This is a genomic window from Anaerozeibacter quisquiliarum, assembly GCF_051162045.1.
Taxonomy (GTDB): Bacteria; Bacillota; Clostridia; order Christensenellales; family Aristaeellaceae; genus Anaerozeibacter; species Anaerozeibacter quisquiliarum.
Window position 1 is genome coordinate 57,706 of sequence record NZ_JBISDI010000003.1, and the last position, 16,456, is coordinate 74,161.

15 protein-coding genes are annotated in these 16,456 nt (G+C 59.8%); 14 read left to right on the top strand and 1 reads right to left on the bottom strand.

What is annotated here, in order from left to right; all coding sequences use genetic code 11:
* The first annotated feature begins 2 nt into the window (after positions 1-2).
* From ACH6CV_RS01985 to ACH6CV_RS02035, 11 genes are all read left to right on the top strand, one after another.
* Complete coding sequence (locus ACH6CV_RS01985; RefSeq protein ID WP_456356476.1) at positions 3-719, top strand: RraA family protein; 717 nt, start codon at positions 3-5, stop codon at positions 717-719.
* A 494-nt stretch (positions 720-1,213) separates the two neighbouring features.
* Positions 1,214-2,110, top strand: a complete 897-nt coding sequence (gene murQ, locus ACH6CV_RS01990) for an N-acetylmuramic acid 6-phosphate etherase (protein WP_456356562.1) — start codon at positions 1,214-1,216, stop codon at positions 2,108-2,110.
* Positions 2,107-3,009 (top strand): N-acetylglucosamine kinase, encoded by a 903-nt coding sequence (locus ACH6CV_RS01995; protein ID WP_456356477.1) that lies wholly within the window; start codon positions 2,107-2,109, stop codon positions 3,007-3,009. The genes murQ and ACH6CV_RS01995 overlap by 4 nt, the downstream gene beginning before the upstream one ends.
* Before the next feature lie 17 nt (positions 3,010-3,026).
* On the top strand, positions 3,027-3,719 hold the full coding sequence (locus ACH6CV_RS02000; protein WP_456356563.1) for a FadR/GntR family transcriptional regulator: 693 nt from the start codon (positions 3,027-3,029) through the stop codon (positions 3,717-3,719).
* 68 nt (positions 3,720-3,787) lie between these two features.
* Entirely contained in the window at positions 3,788-5,059 is a 1,272-nt protein-coding gene (locus tag ACH6CV_RS02005) for an ABC transporter substrate-binding protein (protein ID WP_456356478.1), read from the top strand.
* 119 nt (positions 5,060-5,178) lie between these two features.
* The gene (locus tag ACH6CV_RS02010) at positions 5,179-6,108 is read left to right on the top strand and encodes a carbohydrate ABC transporter permease (protein ID WP_456356479.1); all 930 of its coding nucleotides are present in this window, start codon (positions 5,179-5,181) and stop codon (positions 6,106-6,108) included.
* Positions 6,109-6,960, top strand: a complete 852-nt coding sequence (locus ACH6CV_RS02015; RefSeq protein ID WP_456356480.1) for a carbohydrate ABC transporter permease — start codon at positions 6,109-6,111, stop codon at positions 6,958-6,960.
* A 12-nt stretch (positions 6,961-6,972) separates the two neighbouring features.
* Positions 6,973-8,166, top strand: coding sequence for an AGE family epimerase/isomerase (locus ACH6CV_RS02020; RefSeq protein WP_456356481.1), 1,194 nt, complete (start codon positions 6,973-6,975; stop codon positions 8,164-8,166).
* 15 nt (positions 8,167-8,181) lie between these two features.
* Positions 8,182-8,982, top strand: coding sequence for an electron transfer flavoprotein subunit beta/FixA family protein (locus tag ACH6CV_RS02025; protein WP_456356482.1), 801 nt, complete (start codon positions 8,182-8,184; stop codon positions 8,980-8,982).
* 18 nt (positions 8,983-9,000) lie between these two features.
* Complete coding sequence (locus ACH6CV_RS02030) at positions 9,001-10,194, top strand: FAD-binding protein (protein ID WP_456356483.1); 1,194 nt, start codon at positions 9,001-9,003, stop codon at positions 10,192-10,194.
* Entirely contained in the window at positions 10,191-11,591 is a 1,401-nt protein-coding gene (locus tag ACH6CV_RS02035) for an FAD-binding oxidoreductase (protein WP_456356484.1), read from the top strand. The genes ACH6CV_RS02030 and ACH6CV_RS02035 overlap by 4 nt, the downstream gene beginning before the upstream one ends.
* A gap of 228 nt (positions 11,592-11,819) precedes the next feature.
* On the opposite strand, the gene ACH6CV_RS02040 is transcribed toward ACH6CV_RS02035, so the two are convergent.
* The gene (locus tag ACH6CV_RS02040; protein ID WP_456356485.1) at positions 11,820-12,215 is read right to left on the bottom strand and encodes a hypothetical protein; all 396 of its coding nucleotides are present in this window, start codon (positions 12,213-12,215) and stop codon (positions 11,820-11,822) included.
* 171 nt (positions 12,216-12,386) lie between these two features.
* Between ACH6CV_RS02040 and ACH6CV_RS02045 the strand changes: the two genes are divergently transcribed.
* The 3 genes from ACH6CV_RS02045 to ACH6CV_RS02055 all read left to right on the top strand — a co-directional run bounded on the left by ACH6CV_RS02045 (position 12,387) and on the right by ACH6CV_RS02055 (position 16,447).
* Positions 12,387-13,334 carry a helix-turn-helix domain-containing protein gene (locus tag ACH6CV_RS02045; protein ID WP_456356486.1) on the top strand — a complete coding sequence of 316 codons (948 nt, stop codon included), beginning with the start codon at positions 12,387-12,389 and terminating at the stop codon, positions 13,332-13,334.
* A 467-nt stretch (positions 13,335-13,801) separates the two neighbouring features.
* A complete protein-coding gene (locus ACH6CV_RS02050) occupies positions 13,802-14,284 on the top strand; it encodes a hypothetical protein (protein ID WP_456356487.1) in 483 nt (160 codons plus the stop codon).
* 9 nt (positions 14,285-14,293) lie between these two features.
* On the top strand, positions 14,294-16,447 hold the full coding sequence (locus ACH6CV_RS02055) for an NHLP family bacteriocin export ABC transporter peptidase/permease/ATPase subunit (RefSeq protein WP_456356488.1): 2,154 nt from the start codon (positions 14,294-14,296) through the stop codon (positions 16,445-16,447).
* Positions 16,448-16,456: the final 9 nt, after the last annotated feature.

The window sequence follows — 16,456 nt, forward strand, 5'->3', positions numbered from 1 at the left end:
CAATGCAACCAATTGAAATGCTGGAACAGCTGGCCAGGTTTGACACCGCCTCGATCACCAATGTGGTCGCCAGTTACCCTGGCGACAAAAACGGCTGCCTGGGCCTTTACAACCCCTGGGCGGTCAACTGGTACACCGATCAGCGCATCCGCTGTATCTTCCCCGAACTCGGTCCGCGGGCCGGCTACGCAGTGACGGTGCGCTACGGCATGCCTGACGCCCACTTCGGCCGCCTGAACTTTGGCGATGTGCTGCGCGCGATCGACGCTTCCCCGAAACCGGTCATCGTCGTCATGGAACAGGCGCTGCCCGAACACATCAAGAACAAAAACGGCCTGGCCGGTGGCAACATGACGACCGCAATGAAGCGGATGGGCTGCGTAGGCGTGGTCTCCGATGGCCCGTCGCGGGACATGAACGAGATCCGCGATATGGACTTTCAGTACCTTCTCACCGGCGTGTGCCCGGGCCACGGAGATTTCCAGATCGACGCGATCAACGTGCCGGTTTCCGTCTGCGGCATGGATGTGGCCCCGGGCGAGATCATTCACATGGACGAGAACGGCGCGTGCAAATTCCCGGCGGATAAAGCCGCCCAGGTTCTCGAGTTGGTATCAAAGCTTTGCGCCGAGGAAGCCGGACAGATGAAGCGGATGCGCGAGGCACGGGGCGTTGAGGATCTGGTGGACATCTTCCTGCACAAGACAGATAAGATGTAACTGACAGAATACCGCCAGATCGTTAAACATCAGGCGGCATAAGTGGACCAGAGCATGCATGCCGTCTGGGTTATATGGATTAAGTGGGCAGCCTTGCCAAGGCTGCCCGCTCTTTCCCCGCTACTCACGCCCCAACCGCCTGTCGAAGCGTGTCGTCGATTTCGCCCTCGAAGAAGTGAATATACCGGTTGCAGGTGATCTCCACGCTGGCGTGGCCCGGCAGTTTTGAGATGATCTTCACCTCCACGCCCCGCGCGTATGGGTTGCTAGCCAACGCCTTGGATTTGTCGCATAGTCATGAGCAAATCCCGGCGTGGAGAGCGGTTTGCTCTTTTGGCGGACCTATGAGAGGGAATTTGGGGTTGGGAGACGAAAAAAGGGCTTGACCATATTGAGGGGGACGTATAGACTGTATGTGGTCAGACCACGGGATGGGGTTGGGGCGTGCGCGGTTTTGGGGCGCGGGATTGTATGGAAGGAGGGGTGTTTTGAAGATGGAGGGATATGTTCCGGATACGGAGAATCGCAACCCGGCGACGATGGGGATTGACGAGGGTGGGATTCTTGATATGCTCAGGATGATCAATGAGCAGGATATGGAGGTTCCGCGGGCTGTGGGGCGGGCGCTTGGTGAGATTGCGTTGGTGGTGGAGCGCGCGGAGAAGGTGATTCGAGGGGGCGGGCGCGTCGTCTATATTGGAGCGGGGACTTCTGGGCGGCTGGGGGTGCTGGACGCGTCGGAATGCCCGCCTACGTATGGGGTATCGGCCGATCTGTTTGTGGGCGTGATTGCGGGGGGCGAGGACGCGCTGGTGCGCAGCAGCGAGGGCAAGGAGGATTGCGGCGAGCTGGGCGTCAGGGATTTAAAAGGGATCGGATTTTCCGCGCGGGATATGCTGATCGGCCTTGCGGCCAGCGGGCGCACGCCGTATGTGATCGGCGCACTCGAGTATGCCCGGGCGCTGGGCGCGGCGACTGCCTGCGTCGTCTGCAGCAAGGCGTCGCCGATGGAGGCGGTTAGCTCCATCGCGGTCGTCGTCGACGTGGGGCCGGAGGTGGTGACCGGGTCGACGCGGATGAAGTCGGGCACGGCGCAAAAGCTGGTGCTCAACATGATTTCGACCGGCACGATGATCCGCTTCGGCAAGGTGTATGGCAATTTGATGGTCGATGTCAGGCCGACCAATTCCAAGCTTTTGGCGCGGGCGAAGCGCATCATCATGGAGGTTACGGGATGTACGCAGGACGAAGCCGGGCAGACCCTTCAAGCGTCGGGGGACAGCGTCAAGACCGCGATCGTCATGCTGAAAAAGCACTTGCCGCCGGAGGAAGCCGCAAAACTGCTTGCACAGAGCGAAGGCCGTCTCAAGCAGGCGTTGGGGGAAGCATGAGCGCGGAAACGTGGATCGTCGGCATCGACGCGGGCGGCACCCGTACCCGCGCGGCGCTGTATGACAAAGAAGGCAACCTGCATGCCGAGGCGCAGGGCGGCTACGGCAGCATGCTGGTGGATCCAAGGGCCGCGATGGAGCACATCGGCGACGTGACTGAGGAATGTCTGCGCGGGGCCGGGCCAAACGCGCGCATCTACGTCGGAGCCGCAGGCATCTACGCAGGCGACAACCGGCAGCGGTTGACGGCGTACCTGTGCCGGCGCTTTGCCCAGGCGGCCGTTCGGGTCGAGGACGACGCGCTGATGGCCTTATACGCGATCACCCATGGCGCGGACAGCATCCTGGTCATCGCAGGCACCGGCTCCATCGCCTACGGCAAGCGCGCGGACCGGATTTGCCGGCGCGGCGGTTGGGGCAATATACTGGGGGACGAGGGTAGCGGCTATGACATTTGCCGCAAGGCGCTCGTTCAGATCACCCAGGATTACGACGGCGGCGGGGCATACAGAGCGCTGTCCCGGGAGATATTGTCGTCCCTTGACACCGACGTATGGGGGGTGGTCAAGTGGGTCCATACGGCGCCCAAGGGCGAGATCGCGGCGCTGCTGCCGCTGATCAATCGAATGGCCGCGGCGGGAGATCTCCTTGCCCTGGCGCTATTGCGCGAGGCCGGCCGGTCGCTGGCCACCCTTACAGAAAAGCTTTATGCGCGCATGGGCTTTGACGGGCGGGTCTTGGTGGCGGTCAAGGGCGGCGTGCTGGAGAAAATCCCGACCGTGCTGACGGAATTTGCCCGCAACCTTCCCACATCGCGCTTCCATGTGCGATCGCAAAGCGCGCCTTCCGAGCGCGGCGCATTCTACTTATATTTGGAAGAAACACAGAACGCGAAATGAAGGGAGCCGTGGAACCGATGACGGCAGGCGGCGAAGGAAGATGCAAGGTCTCTCAAGGGATTGTCGAAAGCGTCATGGGCATGATGAAGACCGGCGCGCTCAAGGTGGGCGACCGGCTCCCGGCGGAGCGGGTCCTGACCGAGCAACTGGGGGTCTCTCGCGCGTCGCTGCGCGAGGCGCTGGCCGCGCTGGAGATCATCGGCGTCATTGAAGTGCGCCATGGCGAAGGCAGCTTTGTCAGCGATTTGAATGTGACCCACTTTCTGAACACCATTTCGCCGCTATTCCTCAAGGTCGACAAAATGGAGGAGGATCTGCTGGATTTCCGCAGGCTCTTGGAATGCGAGGCGGTTCGGCTGGTGATGGAGAAGCCGGTTCGGGATACCGCGGGGCTGAGGCGGTGCCTCGCCGATATGCGCTGGGCGCTGGACCACGGGGACATTGGGTCGAACGTCAGCGCCGACGTGGCGTTTCACCGCGAGATCGTGGAGATGAGCGACAATTACATCCTCAAGCAGGCGCTGTCCTGCGTGCAGTACATGATGGCGCAGTCGGTTCGCTTCAACGTATCCAAAATCATGCAACAAAACGACAATGGAGAAATTCTCTACTTACAACACATGCAAATCGCTCAAAAGATCGAAAATGGGACGGTGCAAGAAGCGCTGGATTTATTGACCGAGCATCTTGACTTTGTAAAAAAATTATGATATCCTTCAAGTGGTCAGACCACTGGGCGGGGCTCGGAATCATAATGGATTATGGAGGTAGGGGAAACATGAAGTTAAGCAAGAAGGTTCTGGCGTTATGTCTGTCCCTCACGATGGTTCTCTCCTGTGCGACATTTGGAATGATGGCCTATGCCGATGACGGCGGCGAAGTCGAGCTCAACTTCTGGACCTGGCGCCCGGAGGACACGGAGTTCTTCGATGGGGTCATCGCCGAATTCGAGGCCGCGAACCCCGGCATCAAGATCGTGCAGAACGCGATCAAGAGCACCGATTACAATACGACACTGGCCGCGGCCCTGGCGGGCGACAGTGGCCCCGATGTGTTCATGAGCCGCGCTTACGGCGGACTTCAGACCTTTGCCGATTCCGGCTACATGGTGGCACTCGACGAACTGATGCCCGAGCTCAAGGACTTTGACGCGGCCAAGCTGGCGGGCGCGACGTCCTCGGACGGCAAGGTTTACGGCGTCCCGGCGCTCAGCCAGACCATCTTCTGCTACTACAACACGGAGATCTACAAGGAACTGGGCCTGACTGTTCCGAAGACTTGGGATCAGTTCATCGCAAACCTAAAGGCCTGCACTGACGCGGGCTACACAGGCCTTGCCAACGGCACCAAGGAAGGATGGATCTGCGAGTTGATGCTGGGCGGCGTGGGCGCCACATGGTACGGCGGCAATGGCTTCTTTGACAAGGTGGTCGCGGGCGAGACCAATTTCGCGGATCCCATCTTTGTTAACGCGGTTGACAAGCTCAACGAACTCAAGCCCTTCATGCCCATGCAGTTTGAGGGCGTGCCCTATACCGACATGCAGACCAGCTTCTCCATGGGCATGAGCGCCCACTTTATCGGCGGCTCCTTTGAAGCGGCGACCTTCCTGAACATGAATCCGGACATCAAGTACGACATCTTCGCGGTGCCCGGCGAAACCGAGAGCACGCCGAAGTACGTATCGGTCTACGCCGACATGAACTACTCGATCAATGCGGCGTCGACGCACCAGGCCGAATCGCTGAAGCTGCTGAAGTACCTGGCCACGCCCGAGTTTGGCAAGAAGGTCGTGGATGAGCTCCAGATGATCACGTCCGTCCCCAACGTCGATGTTACCACCAACCCGTTCATCGCCAAGGTGCTCGACCTACAGGCCCAGGGCAACACCCCGTACGTCTTCCTGGTCGGTTTCCGCTACCAGCAGCCCACCGGCTCCTCGCTGTTCCAAGCGGCCGCGCAAGCCATGTTTACCGGCGACTACACCGCCGAGCAGGTGTGCAAAGAGGTGCAGGACGGCATCGCGGTCTACTACGCGCCATTCCAATAAGCGTATAAACGGCGATTGAATGAAGCCTCAGCCGTGGGAAAACCAGGTGCGTGCGCCCGCGTTTCCCACGGCGTTTCTATGGCTTATCGCGCGATTGCGTATGAGAAGAGGAAGTGTCTATGGACAATCAACGAGCGATAGCAAGGCGCCATAAGCAATGGCTGTGGATTGCGTTCTTTGTCGCGCCCGGATTGCTGGTTGTGGGCGTCTTTATCCTGCTGCCCCTGTTTATGTCGCTGGCCAACAGCCTGTTTTCGTGGAATCAGTTGATCCGCGGCGATTTTGTCGGTCTGGAAAACTTCAGGAACCTGTTTACGGCCTACCCCTTCAAGGAGCGGTTCTATAACGCCCTGGGCAACAATGCCAAATGGTTTTTATCGACCATGTTGATTCAAAACACCGTCAGTTTGCTAATCGGATACGTGATGAGCCGCCAGATTCGCGGTTCGCAGGTATACCGGCGGCTGATCTTCATCCCGGTCATGTTTTCGATTGTCGCGGTCAGCTACCTGTGGGGATTGTACATGCGGCCCAGCGGGCTGCTCAACACCTTCCTGCGGGCAGTTGGACTCAATGATCTGGCGCTCAGTTGGCTGGGCGACGGCAAGGTCGCCACCTACTCGATCATCGCCGTCAACATCTGGCGCTGGATAGGCTTCCCGTCGCTCGTGTTCATGACCGCGATTGACGCAGTAGACGAAGAATTGATCGAGGCCAGCACGCTTGACGGTGCCGGGGAATGGCGCACGTTCTGGAAGGTGATCTTTCCGCTGATCATCCCCTCGATCACGGTCATTACGGTGCTGACGATCATCGGGAGCCTCAACGTGTTTGAGCAGGTCTACACCATGGCGGGCCTGGATGGTCCGCCCAATTACGCGACGGACACCATCAGCACCCTGTTCTACCGGACCGCCTTTGGCTCGGTCGACTCGGGCGCGCCGCAAATTGGCATGGGTTCGGCGATCGCGGTCATCATCTATGTCGTCACCTTCTTCATATCGCTTTTGTCCATCTGGGTCACGCGTTCCAAGGAGGTGCAGGTGTAGATGATGACGATGCGTTTTAAAGGGGCCGGTGCCCTCAAAAGGACCGTGATCATCCTGGTGCAGATTTTGCTGATTGGATACGTGCTGCTGATTCTGTACCCGCTGTTCAATATGCTCATGAGCTCGTTCAAGCGTTCCAAGGACATCCTGATGCACCCGTTTGACCTGCCCACGGAATTTGAGTTTGGCAACTACGTCAAAGTATGGGTCGATCGGGGGTTCGGCCGATATTTCTACAATAGCCTCTGGATCACATGTTCCGCCATGGCCATGGTGCTGCTGTTCGGGTCCTTGGCGGCCTACGGCATTTCGCGCTTCCGGTTCCGGGGCAACATCCTGGTGTACATGCTGTTTCTCAGTGGGATCATGCTGCCGCTCAAGGCGGCGGTCATCCCGCTGTTTCAGATCGTCAAGGCGCTCGGCATGTACGACAAGCCCATCGGCGTCATCTGCATCTTCATCGCCATGGGCCTGCCCAGCACGGTGTTCATCCTGGCGGGATCGATGCGCACGATCCCGAGTTCATTAAGCGAAGCCGCCACGATCGACGGTTGCGGCGAGCTCAGGATCTACCGGCGCATCGTCATGCCCGTCATCATGCCGTCGGTGGCGCTGGTCACCATCTACAACGCGGTGCCGATCTGGAACGACTTTTTCTTCCCGCTGGTCTTCATCAAAAGCGACAAGTTCAAGACGTTGCCGCTGGGCCTGACCAGTTTCATGGGGCAGTATGCCACCGCGTGGGATATGCTGTTTACCGGGCTGGCCATCGCAATCGTCCCGGTGATGATCCTGTACCTATCCATGAGCAAGTACTTCATCAAGGGCATGACCGCGGGCGCGATCAAATAGGAGGACACCAAGATGCAACGACAGAAGATTGAGGCGTATCACAAGCAATTTCGAGATGAGCTGTTCAGATCGGTGATCCCATTCTGGCTCAATCACTCGATAGACCGGGAAAACGGCGGGTATCATAGCTGCCTGGAACGGGATGGAACCGTGTTTGACACCGACAAATTCTCGTGGATGCAGGCGCGCGAAATCTGGATGTTCTCGAAGCTCTGTCAGGTGTATGGCACCCGGCCCGAATGGCTGGAGGCCGCGCGCCATGGCGCCGAATTTATGCGCGCTCACGCGAAAGCGCCGGGCGGGGATACCTACTTCTCCTTGGATAACCAGGGCAACCCACTGATCGCGCCTTACAACATCTACGCCGATTGCTTTTTGTGTACCGCCTACGCGCAGTACGCCCGGGTGTCCGGCGAGGCTTGGGCCAAGGACGAGGCGCTTCGGCTCTACCGGCGCATTCAGCAGCGCCAGCACAACCCCAAGGGCCAGTGGAACAAGCAGATGCCCGGCGCGCGCAGTTTGTGCGCCATGAGCTTCCCCATGATCCAGATGACGATGGCGCGAGAACTGATGGGCTATCTGCCCGACGATGTCGTCGAACCCGTGGTGCAGGAAACGCTCCGCACCTTCTTCGCCCGCCATGTTGACCGGGAGCGCAAGCTGGTCTTTGAGCGGGTGCTGGAGGATGGCGGGCACCTGCTCGACGTCATGGAGGGGCGGCTGCTCAACCCCGGCCACGCGCTGGAGATCCTGTGGCTGATTATGGACGTGGCCCATGCCCGGGGCGATCAGGCGATGGTCGAGGATTGCGCCGAGATGATGCTTTGGAGTGTCGAAAACGGGTGGGATGAGAAGCACGGCGGCATCTTCTATTACCGGGACTACAAGGGGTACCCGCTCGACAAGATCGAGGGCAATATGAAGATCTGGTGGGTTCATGTAGAGGCCATCAACGCCATGCTGCTGGCCCATAAATTGACGGGCAGCGCCGCCCATGAAGCCTGGTTCGAGCGGCTGTGCGCATATAGCTTTGACCACTTCTCCGACCGCGCGGGCGGCGGCGAATGGTACGGCTATCTGGAGCGGGACGGCTCGCCCGCGTTTACGCTCAAAGGCGGGAAATGGAAGGGATTTTTCCACCTGCCGCGCTCGCTGATGCTGTGCGAGCGCTGGCTTGCCGAAATGGCCGGTGAGGGCGTGGACTAAATGAGGAATGCGCAAATGCGAATCCTGGTTTGCATCAAACAGGTGCCCAGCACCGACAAGGTGGAGATTGACCCGAAAACCGGCGTCATCATGCGCGCCGGGCTGGAAGGCAAACTGAACCCTTACGACGAATACGCCATCGAAACCGCGCTTAACATTCGCGCGGCGGTGGCGGGCAGCACCATCACGGCGTTGACCATGGGCACGCCTGATAGCGAGGCCATCTTGCGCGAAGCCTACGCCATGGGCGTCGATGAAGCGATTCTGTTGACCGACCGCGCGCTGGCCGGGTCGGATGTGCTGGCCACCAGCTACGCGCTGTCTCAGGCCATACGCGCGAAGGGCCCGTTCGACATCATCATCTGCGGCCGCCAGACCACCGACGGCGACACCGCACAGGTGGGGCCCGCGCTGGCCGAGCAGTTGGGGATGCCCCACGTAAGCTGGGTGCGCCGCATTCTGAATGTGAATGAGCGGCGCATCGTCGTCGAGCAGGACATGCTCAACCTGACGGCCGATGCCGAAATGGGTTACCCTTGCTTGATTACGGTGGAAAAGGGGATCTTTCGGCCGCGCCTGCCTTCCTACCGGCTGATGGTGAAGACGCGGGATCGTCCGATTGCGCGGCTGGGGCTTGCCGATCTCGTGGATACCGATCCCGCCCACTATGGGCTCAACGGCTCACCCACCCAGGTGGAGCGGATTTTTCCGCCGGAGATGGGCCCGCCGCCGGAAATGTTCACGGGAAGTGGCGAAGCGGTGGCGGCGCGGCTCTACGACAAGCTGGTCGAGCTCAAATTGCTGGTGCGGGAATAACGTGACGGGAGCAGTCTTATGATCCGAGTAAACGACCATGCATGTGACGGCTGCGGCCGGTGCGCCGCGGCCTGCCCCTTCGGGGCGATAGAGATCCGAAACAATCGAGCGCACATATCGGCGGCTTGCCGGCTGTGCAAATTGTGCCTGAAGGCGTGCCCGAGGCAGGCGCTCAGCCTGGAATTGGCGTCGGCCCACCAGGGGGCGGACATCGGGGCGTCAAAGGGCGTGCTGGTGTACGCCGAGCACAGCCAGGGCAACATCGCGCCGGTCGTCTACGAGTTGATCGGCAAGGCGCGCCACTTGGTCGAAACTGCGGGCGGGCAGGTGTCTTGCCTGTTGGTCGGATGCGGCATGGAGAGGTCGGCCCAGGCGCTGGTCGGCCATGGGGTCGACCGCGTGCTTGTCTACGAAGACGAGGCGCTTCGCTACTTCCGCGCCGACACCTACGCCAATGTGTTCGAGGACTGCGCGCGGCGCGTCATGCCCGCGGCGGTGCTGGTTGGGGCTACCAACGTGGGGCGCAGCCTGGCGCCGCGCGTGGCTGCCCGCCTCAAGACGGGCCTCACCGCCGATTGCACCGGCCTTGACATGCGCGAGGACTGCGAGCTTGTGCAGACCCGCCCCGCGTTTGGCGGCAACATCATGGCGCAGATCGTGACCAAGCACACGCGGCCCCAATTCGCCACAGTCCGGTACCGGGTCATGCAGGCCGCCGAGCCGCAATTTACCGGTGGCGTGATTGAACGGGTGCCGATTGAGGCGGCCTTTCTGGTTTCAAACATTGCGTTATCCGGAATCAGGCCAAGGTCGGTCGCGCCCGGCATCGAGCACGCCGACTGCCTTGTCGTGGCGGGCCGCGGCATTCAAAAGGCGAAGGACATCGCCATGCTGACGGAGCTGGCGCGGCTCCTGGGCGGGAGCCTGGCCTGCACGCGTCCGCTGGTGGAAAACGGCATGGCCGACTATACCCGGCAGATCGGCCTGTCCGGGCGCTCGGTGCGCCCTAAGCTGATCATCACCTGCGGCGTGTCGGGCGCGGTGCAGTTCACCGCCGGCATCAAGGGCGCGCAGACCATCTTCGCCATCAACAAAGACGCGGGCGCGCCGATCATGCGCCTGGCGGGCTACGCTGCCGTGGGCGACCTGTATGAGATTGTGCCCAGGCTGATCGCCCAAATCAAGTCGGCGCGAATGAGGGATATATCATGACATTTCGCAAATTGACCACGGAAGACGTGGATTTCCTGATCGGGGTGACCGCAAAAGACCGGGTATTGACCGGCGAGAACATCCACAGCGACTATTGCCGCGATGAGATGCCGCTCTACGGCGTTCACGCGCCGGAGGTGGCTGTGGAGGTCGTGTCCATGCGGGAGGTTGCGGACATCCTGCGCTACGCCAACGCCCAGGGCCTGCCGGTGACGCCCCGGGGCAGCGGAACCGGGCTGTGCGGCGCATGCGTGCCGGTATTGGGCGGCATCCTGCTGGTGTTTTCCCGCATGAACCGAATCCTTAGTGTGGACGCCGACACGCTCAGCGTTACCGTCGAGCCCGGGGTGCTCTTGATGCAGTTGGCCGAGCACCTGGAGAAGCAGGGCTTATTCTATCCCCCCGATCCGGGCGAGAAGAGCGCCACGATCGGGGGCAATTTGATGACCAACGCCGGGGGCATGCGGGCGGTGCGCTACGGCGTGACCCGGGACTACATCAAGGGGCTCGAGGTGGTGCTTTCAGACGGCGAAGTGCTCGAGCTCGGCGGCGATACCGTCAAGAGCAGCAGCGGTTACAGCCTGCTTCAATTGATGGCGGGCAGCGAAGGCACGCTGGGCATCGTCACCCGACTGACGCTCAAGGTGATCCCAATGCCCAAGCGCTTCGTGTCGCTGCTGGTGCCCTTTGACGACATCGGCGACTGCATGCCTTGCGTCAAGCAGCTCCTCCACATCCCCGCTATCCCCGTAACGCTGGAATACGCTGAGCGCGAGGTCTTGGACGAGGCCGAAAAGTACCTGGGCAAGGGCTTCCCCCACACGTCGTCCGGCGCCTACCTGATCGTCTCCTACCACGCCAATTCCGACGTGGAAATCAAAAAAATGGTCGAGGACGCCGCCGAGATCTGCTTGGGTGCGGGCGCGCAAGACGTGTTCATCTCAGACACCCAAGACCGGCAAGACAGGATCTGGACCGCCCGAGGCGCCTTCCTCGAGGCCATCAGCGCCTCAACCCCGGTCATGGACGAATGCGACGTCGTCGTAGGCATCAACCGCGTCGCGTCGTTCGTCGCCTACACGAAAGAACTGTCAGCGCAGTACGCCGTGCGCATTCGCAGCTTCGGCCACGCCGGGGACGGCAACCTGCACATCTACGTCTGCAAGGACGACATGCCGCAGCAACGCTGGGAATCAACGGTCAAGGAGGTCATGGACCGCCTCTATGCCCGCGCTGCCCACCTCGGCGGTCAAGTCTCCGGCGAGCACGGCATCGGCCACGCCAAACGAGACTACCTCCGCCAAAGCGTAGGAGAACGCCAAATGGCCCTGATGCGCAGCATAAAAACCGCCTTCGACCCCAAGGGCATCCTCAACCCCGGGAAGGTAATCCTATGAGATGGCTTTGAGAAGCACGCGCTCGGGCAAGCGGGAACAATGAACCAAGTGACTGGTAACCCTGCAGTCGGTGGCGCGTCTGCACAAAGGCCTGATCCCGGCACCCAATTCGTCGTTATTATCAATATCGGAATTGACCCTCTACGGCCATTTTGATGGCAGAATGGGCATAGAAAGGGCGGACATCTCTGCCGTTCCCGGCAGAGCCGCCCGCCTTGTGCTCCTTGTTTACGCCCCAACTGCCTGCCGAAGCGTGTCGCCGATATCGCCCCCGAAGAAATGAATGTACCGGTTGCAGGCGATCTCCACGTTGGCGTGGCCGAGCAGCCTCGAGATGATCTTCACCTCCACACCGCGCGCCCTGTTCTTGTTGACCTTGCTGACATCAACTGATTTCCAGACAACCACCCCTCTGGTGGTATTGACTTGAGCAGAAGCGAGGTCTTTCCCAAGTGTTAAGTCAGACAAAGCTATGGTGATCGGCCTGATGGAACCCGCATTATCCTCCCTGGGCACTTCCGCCTCAGTTAACGTCCATGGGATTGGGTTGATCGCGAGTGCGCCATTGCGTACGACCGGACTGCTTGTTACCCCTTCCGCCTCGGTGCTGCAGGAAATAATCACGCCAATATCATTGAGGCCTGTAGGCGATGCCGTCCGCCGCCGGGATTCTGTATGCCAACGCGGCTGGCGTCCGATCACTTACGCAAACCAAACGATGATGTTGCCGGTTCTTGCAACATACCATAGCTCGCAGTATACTGATGAAGTGTATGTATAAAGGTGGTGCGGGCCATGGAGTATATGACGGTCAGGGAAGCCGGAGATCAATGGGGGCTTGGGATCAGGATGGTGACGCTTTACTGCACCGAGGGCAGGATCGATGGCGCAGTGAAAAAGGGCAATATGTGGCTCATTCCCAAGAATGCCGTAAAGCCGGCTGACGGAAGGCGGAAGATAGCCCCTGTACAGGAAGAAGGCATAACGGAGCAAAACGAATGGCCTTTCCAGTCGCTGTATGAAAACAAGGACTTGTTTGCGGAGATCGTGAAGCGGTTTCCCTATCCGATGCACATATGCGCGGCGGATGGGACGATGCTCTTGGCGAATGACGCTTTTTTGGAGTTTGCCAGAATATCAAACCCTGAAAAATTGTATAAGAAGCAAAATGTCGCGCAAGATCCCGTGCTGGAGGAATGGGGCGTGAAAGACTTCGTCGCCAAGGCCTACCGGGGCGAGGTGGTTCACGCGTATGACGTGAAGGTCCCATATCAGGAAATCGTCGAACGATTGGGCCACAGCAGGGAATTGGTTTCCGGCAGTATATATCACAACATGACCGCGTTTCCGATCTGCGATGATGGGAACCGATTGCAATATATCGTGACGGTTTTTATGACGTCCCGGCATTATCAGGGAAGAGACGAAATCATGAAGGGCAAAGAGTATATCGAGGACCATTGGAAGGAGGAATTTGACGCGGACAAACTGGCGGATATCGTTCATATGAGCAGATACCACTATGCCCGCCTATTCAAAAGACATACCGGAATGACGCCTTTTACCTTCTATCAGCGCGTTAAGATCGAGAAGATCAAAGAAAAGCTGTGCGATGACAATCTGTCCGTCGCCCAGGCTTTTGCCGAATGCGGCGCAGATTATAACGGAAATTACGCAAAGGTCTTCAAGCGGAAAACGGGCCTGACCCCGTCTCAATACCGTGCCGAAAATACTCGATTCTAGGTAACCGCCGATCAAATCCCACGCGCGGAGGCGGCTGCCTTTGCGCCATCTTGCGCCTGCAAAATCCTCGACGTAGCGCCGCTACGCCTTCAAATTTTGCAAGCGCAATCTGACGAAAATTCAGCGCGCCACCGCACGCGTGCTTTAATCAGCGCTTACCTAGAAAATGCAGCAGAAAATGCCGGAAATCAAGCACGATTCCGGTAGCTACCCCCCATTTGTTACCATACAATATTTTGGTGATGGAATAGAACCGGGACGCTGAAAGCCGTAGGTATGCGCCTGCCTTTGCGCGCCGGGCTTGCCCGACGGTTTTGGCATAACACGGTACCAGGTTCTCGTGATGCCGATTCTTTGATCTCTCGAAGATCGTGCCTGCGGCGGCTAAGGCGATCAAGAGGTATAAGGACGAGATACGTCCGTAGGGGCCGATGCCCACATCGGCCCCTACGAAGGGAGTAGTCCGCATGAGCGAGAAGATATTTCGCAAGAGAAGCTTGGACCGGGTGACCGGGCCTGAGCAGCTGGACGACTATATCCGCGTGGCCGGGCCGAGCTTGTGGGTGGCGCTAGGGGCGGTCGGTGTGCTGCTGGCGGCGGCGTTCGTGTGGGGAATGTTCAGCGCGCTGCCCACCACCATTCCGGCATCGGGGGTGGTGAAGGACGGCGAGGCGACGATCTACCTGCCCGTCGAGCAGGCGGCGAAGGTGCGCGAAGGAATGCCTGTAAAAGCGGGCGGCGTGGCGGGCATGGTCAAGTCGGTGGCAAAGATGCCGCTGTCCGGGGCCGAAGTCAGGGTGGCGCTCCAAAGCGACTATCTGGCTGAAATGCTGCATCTCACCGACTGGAGCATCCCGGTGACCGCCGACGTCCCCGGCCTGCCCGACGGCGTGGTGCCGGTAGCGGTGACGGTGGACTCGGTGCGGCCGCTGGACTTTCTGACCAACTAGGGTGGCGCGATGAGCAAAAGTTACGTCAAGGTGCCGGTCGTGATGCAGATGGAAGCGCAGGAATGCGGTGCGGCCTGCCTTGCGATGGTGCTGGCTTATCATAAGAAGTGGCTGCCGTTGGAAAAGGTGCGCGGCGACTGCGGCGTGTCGCGCGACGGCTCCAGCGCCAAGAACGTGCTGCTGGCCGCGCGCAGCTACGGGCTGAATGCCAATGGCTACCGCATGGAGCCGGAGCAATTGGCCGCGCAGGGTACGTTCCCCTGCATCATCCACTGGAACTTCAACCACTTCGTGGTGCTGAACGGCTTCAAGCGCGGGAAGGCGGTACTCAACGACCCGGCGCGCGGCACGGTGGAGGTGCCGCTGAAGCAGTTCGATGAGGCCTTCACCGGCGTGGTGCTGATGTTTACGCCGACCGCCGCGTTCCAGCCGGGCGGCAAGCCGAAGAGCGTGATGAGTTTCGTTCAAAAACGGTTGCGCGGGGCGGGAGTGGCGCTGGCGTTCGCCATTTCCGTAAGCGTCATCGGCGCGCTGACCGGCGTCGCTTCCACGGTGTTCTCCCGCGTGTTCATGGATCGGCTGCTGACAAGGCAGAACCCCGATTGGCTGATGCCGTTTCTGATCGCGCTGACGGCGTTCTCGGCGCTTACGTTGATTACGGACTTTATACGAACGCACCACGCGCTGAAAATCGAAGGGAAGCTGGCGGTCACCGCCAACGCCAACTTCATGTGGCATGTACTGCGCCTGCCCATGGAATTCTTCTCGCAGCGTATGGCCGGGGACATCAGCATGCGGCAGGGCGAGAACGAGGCGGTGGCTTCTTCCCTCGTCGCACGGATCGCGCCGCTCTTGCTTGATTTCGTGATGCTGGTGTTCTACCTGACCGTGATGCTTCGGTACAGCGCAATGTTGACGCTGGTGGGTATCGCGTCGCTGGCGATCAATCTGCTGGCGGGGCGCTATGTCGCCCAAAAGCGCGTCAACCTGACCCGCGTGACGATGCGCGATAGCGGCAAGTTAGCCGGGACGACGGTGGCTGGCGTGGAGATGATCGAGACGATCAAGGCCAGCGGCGCGGAAAACGGCTATTTCGAGCGCTGGGCGGGGTATCAGGCGTCGGTCAACGCGCAGGGCGTTGAGGCTATGAAGCTGACGCAGTATTGGGGCAGCATTCCGGGACTGGTCGGTCAGTTGACCAATCTCGCCATCCTGATGCTGGGCACGATGCTGATCATGAACGGCGAGTTCACCGTGGGCATGCTGCTGGCCTTTCAGGGCTTTCTTTCATCATTTATGGCCCCGGCGCAGAGCTTCCTCAACTTGAATCAGAGCATCCTCGAAATGCGCACAGGCATGGAGCGTATCGAGGACGTGATGGAATACCCGGCGGATGTTCACTACACACCCGCCGAGGAACTGCTGAAGCAGGACTTTTTCAAGCTTTCCGGGGCGCTGACAATGGAGAAGGTGACCTTCGGCTACTCACCCTTGGGAGAGGCGCTGATCGAGGACTTTGATCTCACCTTAAAGCCGGGCAGCCGCGTGGCGTTTGTAGGGCCGTCGGGCTGTGGAAAATCGACGCTGGCGAAGCTGATCTCCGGGCTATACCGGCCTTGGCGCGGGGCAATCAAGTTCGATGGGAAATCCATCGGGGAGATTCCGCGCGAGGTGCTCACCGGCTCGCTGGGGGTGGTCGATCAAGATATCATCCTATTCGAGGACACGATCGCCGCAAACATCAAGATGTGGGATTCTTCCATAGAGGATTTTGAGATGATTCTGGCCGCGCGCGATGCCAGTCTGCACGAGGTTATCATGGGCCGCGACGGCGGCTACCAGTACAAGATCATGGAAAACGGCAAGGACTTCTCGGGCGGACAGCGCCAGCGCATGGAGATCGCGCGGGTGCTGGCGCAGGATCCGACGATCATCATCATGGATGAGGCGACTTCTGCGCTGGACGCCAAGACCGAGTTCGATGTAATTAAGTCGATCCGAGATCGCGGCATTACCTGCGTCGTGGTTGCGCACCGGCTGTCGGCCATCCGTGACTGCGACGAGATCATCGTCATGGACAAGGGCAAGGTGGTCGAGCGCGGCACGCATGACGCGTTGTATGCGCTCAATGGCGTCTACACCAACTTGGTCAGCAACGAATGATGGGCCGTT

Excerpts from the sequence above, each read along its gene's own strand:
- ACH6CV_RS02025 (WP_456356482.1), top strand. The coding sequence starts at position 8,182 with ATGCGAATCCTGGTTTGCATCAAACAGGTGCCCAGCACCGACAAGGTG.
- ACH6CV_RS02035 (WP_456356484.1), top strand. The coding sequence starts at position 10,191 with ATGACATTTCGCAAATTGACCACGGAAGACGTGGATTTCCTGATCGGG.
- ACH6CV_RS02045 (WP_456356486.1), top strand. The coding sequence starts at position 12,387 with ATGGAGTATATGACGGTCAGGGAAGCCGGAGATCAATGGGGGCTTGGG.
- ACH6CV_RS02020 (WP_456356481.1), top strand. The coding sequence starts at position 6,973 with ATGCAACGACAGAAGATTGAGGCGTATCACAAGCAATTTCGAGATGAG.
- ACH6CV_RS02050 (WP_456356487.1), top strand. The coding sequence starts at position 13,802 with ATGAGCGAGAAGATATTTCGCAAGAGAAGCTTGGACCGGGTGACCGGG.
- ACH6CV_RS02005 (WP_456356478.1), top strand. The coding sequence starts at position 3,788 with ATGAAGTTAAGCAAGAAGGTTCTGGCGTTATGTCTGTCCCTCACGATG.
- murQ (WP_456356562.1), top strand. The coding sequence starts at position 1,214 with ATGGAGGGATATGTTCCGGATACGGAGAATCGCAACCCGGCGACGATG.
- ACH6CV_RS01995 (WP_456356477.1), top strand. The coding sequence starts at position 2,107 with ATGAGCGCGGAAACGTGGATCGTCGGCATCGACGCGGGCGGCACCCGT.
- ACH6CV_RS02030 (WP_456356483.1), top strand. The coding sequence starts at position 9,001 with ATGATCCGAGTAAACGACCATGCATGTGACGGCTGCGGCCGGTGCGCC.
- ACH6CV_RS02000 (WP_456356563.1), top strand. The coding sequence starts at position 3,027 with ATGACGGCAGGCGGCGAAGGAAGATGCAAGGTCTCTCAAGGGATTGTC.
- ACH6CV_RS02055 (WP_456356488.1), top strand. The coding sequence starts at position 14,294 with ATGAGCAAAAGTTACGTCAAGGTGCCGGTCGTGATGCAGATGGAAGCG.
- ACH6CV_RS02015 (WP_456356480.1), top strand. The coding sequence starts at position 6,109 with ATGATGACGATGCGTTTTAAAGGGGCCGGTGCCCTCAAAAGGACCGTG.
- ACH6CV_RS02010 (WP_456356479.1), top strand. The coding sequence starts at position 5,179 with ATGGACAATCAACGAGCGATAGCAAGGCGCCATAAGCAATGGCTGTGG.
- ACH6CV_RS01985 (WP_456356476.1), top strand. The coding sequence starts at position 3 with ATGCAACCAATTGAAATGCTGGAACAGCTGGCCAGGTTTGACACCGCC.